At 31.1% G+C, this 6,698-nt stretch carries 10 protein-coding genes; all 10 read left to right on the top strand.

The window, feature by feature from the left end; all coding sequences use genetic code 11:
* On the top strand, window positions 1-1,061 hold a 1,061-nt coding region (locus tag P8M54_RS01565), incomplete at its 5' end, for a multicopper oxidase domain-containing protein (protein ID WP_300284241.1).
* Between the two features lie 185 nt (window positions 1,062-1,246).
* Entirely contained in the window at window positions 1,247-1,726 is a 480-nt protein-coding gene (locus P8M54_RS01560; RefSeq protein ID WP_300284238.1) for a DUF305 domain-containing protein, read from the top strand.
* Between the two features lie 2 nt (window positions 1,727-1,728).
* Window positions 1,729-2,271 carry an AraC family transcriptional regulator gene (locus P8M54_RS01555; protein ID WP_300284235.1) on the top strand — a complete coding sequence of 181 codons (543 nt, stop codon included), beginning with the start codon at window positions 1,729-1,731 and terminating at the stop codon, window positions 2,269-2,271.
* An 886-nt stretch (window positions 2,272-3,157) separates the two neighbouring features.
* Window positions 3,158-3,739 (top strand): AraC family transcriptional regulator, encoded by a 582-nt coding sequence (locus tag P8M54_RS01550; RefSeq protein WP_300284232.1) that lies wholly within the window; start codon window positions 3,158-3,160, stop codon window positions 3,737-3,739.
* A gap of 63 nt (window positions 3,740-3,802) precedes the next feature.
* Window positions 3,803-4,228, top strand: a complete 426-nt coding sequence (locus P8M54_RS01545; protein WP_300284229.1) for a cytochrome c — start codon at window positions 3,803-3,805, stop codon at window positions 4,226-4,228.
* 22 nt (window positions 4,229-4,250) lie between these two features.
* Window positions 4,251-5,465, top strand: a complete 1,215-nt coding sequence (locus tag P8M54_RS01540) for a hypothetical protein (RefSeq protein ID WP_300284226.1) — start codon at window positions 4,251-4,253, stop codon at window positions 5,463-5,465.
* Between the two features lie 24 nt (window positions 5,466-5,489).
* Window positions 5,490-5,795 carry a hypothetical protein gene (locus tag P8M54_RS01535; protein WP_300284223.1) on the top strand — a complete coding sequence of 102 codons (306 nt, stop codon included), beginning with the start codon at window positions 5,490-5,492 and terminating at the stop codon, window positions 5,793-5,795.
* A gap of 36 nt (window positions 5,796-5,831) precedes the next feature.
* The gene (locus P8M54_RS01530; protein WP_300284220.1) at window positions 5,832-6,296 is read left to right on the top strand and encodes a hypothetical protein; all 465 of its coding nucleotides are present in this window, start codon (window positions 5,832-5,834) and stop codon (window positions 6,294-6,296) included.
* A 25-nt stretch (window positions 6,297-6,321) separates the two neighbouring features.
* Window positions 6,322-6,579, top strand: a complete 258-nt coding sequence (locus P8M54_RS01525) for a hypothetical protein (RefSeq protein WP_300284217.1) — start codon at window positions 6,322-6,324, stop codon at window positions 6,577-6,579.
* Window positions 6,580-6,591: 12 nt separating this feature from the next.
* Window positions 6,592-6,698 (top strand): heavy metal-associated domain-containing protein (locus P8M54_RS01520; RefSeq protein ID WP_300284244.1); only part of this gene is annotated, 107 nt, incomplete at its 3' end.

The raw sequence follows: 6,698 nt of genomic DNA, 5'->3' as shown, positions 1-6,698 counted from the left end.
ACCAAAAGCAAATGGATATGGCAACGGATTCTACAATGAAAGGAATGGATTTGTTTTCAGAATATAATTATGACTATCTAAAATCCCCACAGAAAACATCCTATGATAAAAGTATTCCTGTAACAGAAATTTTGTTAAACCTTACAGGAAACATGAATCGTTACATTTGGAGTATGAATGGTGTACCACTGTCTGAAACAGATAAAATTAATATTAAGGGAAATCAAGTAACTAGAATAACACTCAACAATTTAACAATGATGCATCACCCTATGCATTTACATGGTCACTTTTTTAGAGTAATTAATAAAAATGGCGAATATTCACCTCTAAAACATACAGTCAATGTACCGCCAATGCAGGAAGTAACAATTGAATTTTACGGTAGCGAATACGGCGACTGGTTTTTCCATTGTCATATATTATATCATATGATGGGTGGAATGGCTAGGGTTATAAGCTATGATACACCTCGAGATGTAAGAATGAAAGGATATCCAGTAGCAGACCTAATAGCAGAAACAAATAAGTACTATACTTGGGGAATGGTCGACGTAGCATCGAACTTTACAGCTATTAATGTTGTAAGTTCCAATATTAGAAACCAATTCAATGCCTCCTTTGAGTACGGATGGAACAAAAATCTAGAAGGAGAACTAACATATGAATACTATTTACATGATTATTTACGTGTCTTTGGAGGTGTAAACATAGAAAATGAAACTCGTAAAAGTTTAGATAAGTTTAATACAACGGCAGTTGTTGGTCTGCGCTATCTGACACCCTATTTATTTGCACTCGATGCACGAATTGATAATGAATTGAGACCTAGAATTTCGCTAGGAAGAAGCATCATGCTTTTCCCAAAATTTTCAGTTTTTGGGTACTATGAATATCAAATAGATTTAGGTCTTGTAAATACTTTACCAATCAACAAGGACTTCGTTCCAGAAACCGTTTGGAGCGCAGGAGCAGAATACTTTATATCAAGAAACATATCCTTGATGGGAAGTTACGACAATCGCTACGGTGCTGGCGGTGGACTTTCTGTACGCTTCTAATTTTAACACAAATTACTCATACCTATAACTAAATGAAAACTTTAAAAAAGATTATAACAGTAAGGTCTTACAGCCTATTGAAAAAAACCGAGTTAAAAATCTCTAGTGTTGATTCTATAATAATATCATAATTTAAAAATCTAATTGATTATTATATTAGCAATTAACTATAAAAACATCAAAACATGGAAAAAGATAACATGCAATCAAAGAATAATCCTTATCAAAAATTTGCCATAATTATGGCGGTTTCATTCGGAATCATGTATTCAATAATGTTTTTAAACTTGGAAGCATTTAGTCACATTTTTAATAGTATTACCCGTTTTTACATGACCACTTTAATGATTGCTGCAATGGCAATTACTATGCTATTATTCATGTGGAAGATGTATCCAAATCGTAAAATTAATCTAGGAATAATTGCCTTTTCCACAATGACGTTTTTTGGAACATTGTATTTACTGAGAACTCAAACTTTTATTGGAGATATACAATATATGAAGGCAATGATTCCTCATCATTCATCAGCAATTATGACCAGTAGTAATGTAGATTTTAAAGATCCTGAAGTCAAAAAATTAGCTGAAGAGATTATCATTGCTCAAGAAAAAGAAATCAAACAGATGAACGATATGATTGATCGTTTACAAGATAAAGAGTAATAGTGAAGTTATATATTAAAAATATGGTTTGTTACCGCTGTAAATTGATGGTGAAATCAGAGTTAGAAAAAGTTGGACTTCACCCTGTATTTATCGAAATGGGAGAAATTACTATTAAAGAAGATTCTATTGATAAAGTTAAAGCCGAATTGATTAAAAATTTAGAATCAATGGGACTTGAACTTATGGACGATAAAAGAAGCCAAACCATTGAAAAAATAAAAACGTTAATTTTAGAGGTAGTAAATCAGCCAGAAGCATTTTTAAAAATAAATTTATCAAACTACCTCAGCGAAAAATTAAATCAAAATTCTCACTATTTAAGTAATCTTTTTACAGTTGCAAATGGAATAACAATTGAACATTATTTTATTACTCAAAAAATAGAACGTGCCAAAGAATTATTAATTTATAACGAACATTCATTAAGTGAAATAGCACTTCAACTTAACTACAGTAGTGTAGCTCATTTAAGTAAGCAATTTAAAAAAGTAACAGGATTAACTGCTACTAACTTTAAAAAAATAAAAATATCAGAAGTATAATGACTTTGATAATCTGTAAATTATACTAAAACAATACAAAATTATACTATATAAACAATTGTTAAATTTATAGTTTTACATAGTAACATAATTGTTAGAAATAACAATATAAGTGCTAAATCATGAAAATTTCAAAAGAATATATTACTACTTGTTTAACTTGTCGTATTGTGTATAATGGTTATTCCATGTCACTTATTGAAATCAATAGTAAAATTTCATCAAAAAGTAAAACACTTTGCCTTAATTGCACTGTTAGCAACAAAATATTAAGATTTAATTAAAAGTAAGAAAAACAGTTTATGTTGTTCTTACTTTTTTTTTTTCTTGATTGAAAGGAGACACACCTTTAAAAGGCACTAATTGTGAATTATACGAAGTAGCGATATAAAAATATTTGGGTCTGGCGGAACATCTAAATAATGAGTATTGAGCATTGAAAATAAGATAGTTAACATTAAAAAGATAGAATTTCTAAACCTGATAAATATCATATTAATTATAATGTTTCCGTTGTAAATTTGAATACATTAGAACAAAGAATAGCTGTCTATGCAAGGTACATATTTATTTTTGAAAGGAAAAAATCATCATTTTAAGCACGATCGAGAGCATCAAGAACACAGTAAATAAATGCCTAGCATCTAAAAAACTAAAATCAATGAAACAAAAATTTCAAATAAACGAAATCGGTTGTGGTGGATGTGTTACAAGGGTAAAGAAAACTCTAGAATGATATCTTAGTATTGATAAAGTAGAGATTGCCCTGATACCTGAAGGAGATACCTTAATCACGATCAAAAAGCTCTTTCGGTCGAAAATGAAATTATGATTGTATTGGCAATTATAATGTTAACTAAATTATTTGAATTAAATCGATTGTAATATGAGTATGCAGAAAGAATTTTGGATTAAAAACATGGTATGTAGTCGTTGCCTTACAGTTATCAAACAAGAGCTCGAAAAACTTAAGGTTATTATACTGTCCTTAGAGCTAGGAAAACTTATCGTGAAAACAGACAAAAATATAAATCCAACTTTATTGTCAAGCATTTTCAAAGTTCTTCAGTCCAATGGTTTTGAAATTGTGCAAAATGAAGACGAAATGCTAATTGAAAAAATAAAAATAATACTTATCGAATTAATAGTCGATTTACCATTATCAATTAAGGTGAACATATCTGAACTTCTTTCTTCTTTGTTGCATCGAGAATACAAAACGTTGAGTAAACTATTTTCGAAGATAGAGCAAACAACTATTGAAAAATATTTTATCAAATTAAAGATTGAAAAAGCAAAGGAACTTATCCAGTTAAAGCAATATTCTTTTTCAGAAATCGCATATCAACTCGACTATAGTAGTATTAACCATCTATCAAGACAGTTCAGAGAAATAATAGGAATGAGCATGACTGATTATAAAAATTCAGAAAGTTGGGAACGCAAATTTTATGATGAAATTATATAAAATACAACGAAAATTATGCCAGTTAAAAACTGTCACAATAACTAATTTTAAAAAAAAATGAAAATGAAACAAAAAGTCGTAATCAGTCTAACACTTACTAGTTTACTTTATTTATTACTTGTGAGTTTTAATTATCGACCAGTAAATAAGTACGAAGTTATTCAACAAAAAAAATGGGTCGCTCCAGCTACTGCAGATAAAATTGTTAATCCACTTAAGGACGATGGCAATGCAGCTGCTTCTGGCAAGAAACTTTACACAGCAATGTGCTTTGTATGCCATGGCCCAAAAGGAAAAGGAGATGGTGTGGCAGGTGCAGGTTTAACACCTAAGCCCACAAATTTAACTAGCGTAGAAGTTCAGTCACAGTCAGATGGTGCAATTTTCTGGAAAATTGCCGAAGGTCGTGCTCCAATGGCAAGTTACAAAAACTCAATACCAGAGAAAAAGCGTTGGGAAATTATTAATTATATAAGAACCCTTAAATAATAACGCTTTAAACACTATTATTATGAAAAAAATTATTTTAATATTATTATTATTATTTATTTCTACAGCATCAATTTTCGCTCAAGATTATATTAAAAGTAATGAATTAGATTCGTTAGTTGAAGTTGCTTTATTAAAAAAAGGGTATAAACCGAGTAAAACTCAATTCATGATTCGCGGTTATGGTCATACAGGCCTCGAATCTGTTAAAACCAATGGAGAAAAAGCATCAACTTATAATGGAGGTACTTTTGCACCTATCTTTTTATTTAAACATTCGGATAAATTGATGTTTGAATCTGAATTAGAATTTCAAATAACTGGTGGGTCTTTAGATGTTGGGCTTGAATATGCAGATGTTATGTACGTTCTTAATAAATATATGACTGTGAGAGCAGGTAAATTTTTACTTCCTTTTGGTACTTTTATGGAACGTCTTCATCCTGCTTGGATAAACAAAATGTCAACAAAACCTTTGGGATTTGGTCATGATGGTATTGCTCCGAGTACTGGAGTTGGTGTTGAATTAAGAGGTGCTTTTAATATAGGTAGTTCTACCTTAAACTACGCCGTGTATAACACCAATGGACCAGGTTTAAAAACACCTACCGGTGAAGAACCATTGGAAGCAGGTATGCTAACTTTTGAGAACTTAAAAGACAATAACAATAGTAGAGCATTTGGTGGAAGAATAGGCTTTTTACCATTTGATGATTCTTCTACAGAAATTGGAGCATCTTATTATACAACTTCAAAAGTTGGAGATAGAGGTAGTATCTACGAAAACTTGGGAGCAAATTTATATGCGTTTGATTTTTCGTTTGTAAAACAATTACCGGTAATTATTGGTATTATTGATGTAAAAGCACAATACAATAACTCAACAGTTGATAATATGACCTACAGAGTTGAAGAAACTCCTGGTGTTGTTGAAAATTTAACTTTTAATAACAACAGTTATTCTTATTATGCACAATTGTCATATAGACCAACTATGTTAGAAAATAGTTTTTTTAGTAAGTTAGAATTGGTTAATCGTATTTCGAAATTAAAAACGCCTATTGGGTCAGGTTGGCAAACGGAGAAGAAAGAATATTCAATTGGTCTAAATTATTGGATAAGTTGGAGATCATTAATTAAATTAAATTATCAAACTATTACTGGAACGGGCGGACATGATGTAATTGGAGATTATAACCAAAATGGGCTGTATTTACATTGGGCGATTGGATTTTAATAAAATTATTTAAAAGAAAACAATATGAAAATAATACATAAAATAGTTTTAATAGGCTTAATACTAATTGTAACAGGAGGAATAATAGTGAGCTGTTCTTCTGCAAAGGATAAATATACAGATGTTGCAGATGTAGATAAGGAATTTAAAATTGAAAAATCTGGCGCGCAAATGTGGGGAGAAGCCTGTAACAGATGCCATTTAGCACCTTCACCCGCAGACTATAATGATACCGATTGGGAGACCATCAGCCTTCACATGAGAGTACGGGCAAATCTAACTGAAAAAGAAATAACTAAAATTGAAGAATTTCTTAAATCAGCCAATTAATCTTACAAAGATAAATCTTAATTTAAAACAAACAATATGAAAACTCTAGTAATTATTTTATCTGCAATTGGGTTGTTAAGCTTAAGCAGTTGCAATCAAAAAAGCGATGTAAAAACGATGCTTCAAAATTCAAAAACAAGGAGCGAAATCATCAAAACCATTGCAGAAAACCCACAATTTATGACAGAATTTATGGCGAATATGCAAGGGAAAGGTATGCAAATGATGCAGGGTGATCCAAAAATGATAGGCGCCATGATGCAAGGAGAAGGCATGCAAATGATGATGAAAGATAGTACAATGATGCACTCAATGATGAACGGAATGATGAAAGACCCCAAGATGATGCAGTCAATGATGCAAATGATGCATCAGGGAGGAATGATGAGCGAAGACTGCATCAAATCTTGCACAAAGATGATGGGAGAAAAAGGCATGGATATGCAGGGTATGAATAAGTTGAATATGCCAACCGATAAAGACCATACTGACCATCATTAATTTTTAAATTCTAAAAATACAAATAATGAAAAATAATCACTTGATTTGGATGATCATCGGCTGCGGGTTACCACTACTGCTTATATTTTTAGCCCCAGCATTTGGTATTAGAAGCAGTTCATCCCTTTTTATTTTCATCCTCTTAATGTTTGCAATTCACTTGTTTATACCTCACGGATCTCATAATCATGGTGGTGGTAACCATTCCCAACACGAGCAAAAGCAACAAGAACTTAATAAAGAAATACCTAGCGTAGAATCTAAAGATCATAAACATCACTAAAAACTAAAATCAATGAAACAAAAATTTCAAATAAATGGAATCGGTTGTATTGGATGTGTAGCAAGGGTAAAAAAAAATCTAGAATCACATCCTAACATTGACAAAGTAGAGATTGCCCT

The sequence above is a fragment of the Flavobacterium sp. genome (assembly GCF_029242675.1).
GTDB lineage: Bacteria > Bacteroidota > Bacteroidia > Flavobacteriales > Flavobacteriaceae > Flavobacterium.
This window is presented reverse-complemented; position numbering and strand designations above follow the sequence as displayed.